1 protein-coding gene is annotated in these 1030 nt (G+C 71.7%); it reads right to left on the bottom strand.

Annotated elements, in window-relative coordinates:
• Positions 1-1030, bottom strand: a 1030-nt coding sequence (locus tag HCN56_RS25655; protein ID WP_209313203.1) for a lantibiotic dehydratase, incomplete at both ends; no start/stop codon positions are given.

Here is a 1030-nt window from a genome sequence, read left to right on the forward strand (position 1 = left end):
TCCAGCGGCGGGCTTCGTTCTTCTCGTCGGCGAAGTCGAGGTCGTCGCCGGTGAAGCGCCAGGACTCGCGCTGGACGGTCATGCGGTCGATCGTCACCCGCGGCACGTGGTCCGCGTCGGGCCGCAACGCGAAGCGGTCCATCACCCGGTTGGTGAGGGCATGGCCGAAGACGTCGAGGACGTCGAACTCCGCACCGTCGGGCAGCACCGCGGTCAGCCGGCCGTCCCGGTCCGCGACCGTCACGTCCGCGCTGAGCAGGCAGCGCTCGCGGTAGGGGTCGCCGGTGTGGTCGGCCAGCGCCACCGCGTAGTCCTCGTTCCGTTCCAGCGCCGGCCTGCTGCGGGCCGACCACTTCAGCGGCAGTTCCTTGGGCAGCATCGGCGTCAGCCGCGGGCCGGGGAAGTCACGCGTGGTCTCCGCGACCAACTCCTCGATCGCCGGGTGCTGGTGCACGAAGAGCGACGCGGCCACGGTGTTCATCGCGATGTGCAGCTCGCCGAGGACGAGGGAGAAGTCGCCGCGGGCCACGGCGTCGGTGCTGTCGGCGACGACCAGGACGTCCGGGCTGACGTACCGGGACAGCGACCAGCCGTCTCGGGGACCGCCGAACTCCTGCGCCACCCGCTCCGCGATGTCCTCCGAGCGCAGCTGCACCCGCCGGACCCCCTCGGGGGCGTCGATGATCCGCGCCCAGCGCTCGCGCAGCTCCGCCTGGACGCGCTCCGCCTCGGCCGTCGAATCCGGGTGCGGCGCGGGGAGGCAGGCGAAGTACAGCGACGCGAGGTCCGTCGTCGGGGACTCCCCACGCACCCGGTCGAACGCCTGCCGGATACGGGCCCGCATCGACTCGGCGTAGCGGCTGGTGAGCCAGCCGACCGCCGTCAGGCACAGGGACAGCGGCGTCAGTTCGTCGAGGATGGTGTGGCCGATGGTGGCGGTGGTGGAGCGGCGGGTGTCGGTGTAGAGGAGGGAGCGGTTGGGTGCGGTGCGGGTGCTTTTGTTGCGTTGGGATGCGGTGTGGGTGATGTC

Source organism: Streptomyces lonarensis (assembly GCF_012033735.1).
In the GTDB taxonomy this organism is placed as follows: Bacteria; Actinomycetota; Actinomycetes; order Streptomycetales; family Streptomycetaceae; genus Streptomyces; species Streptomyces lonarensis.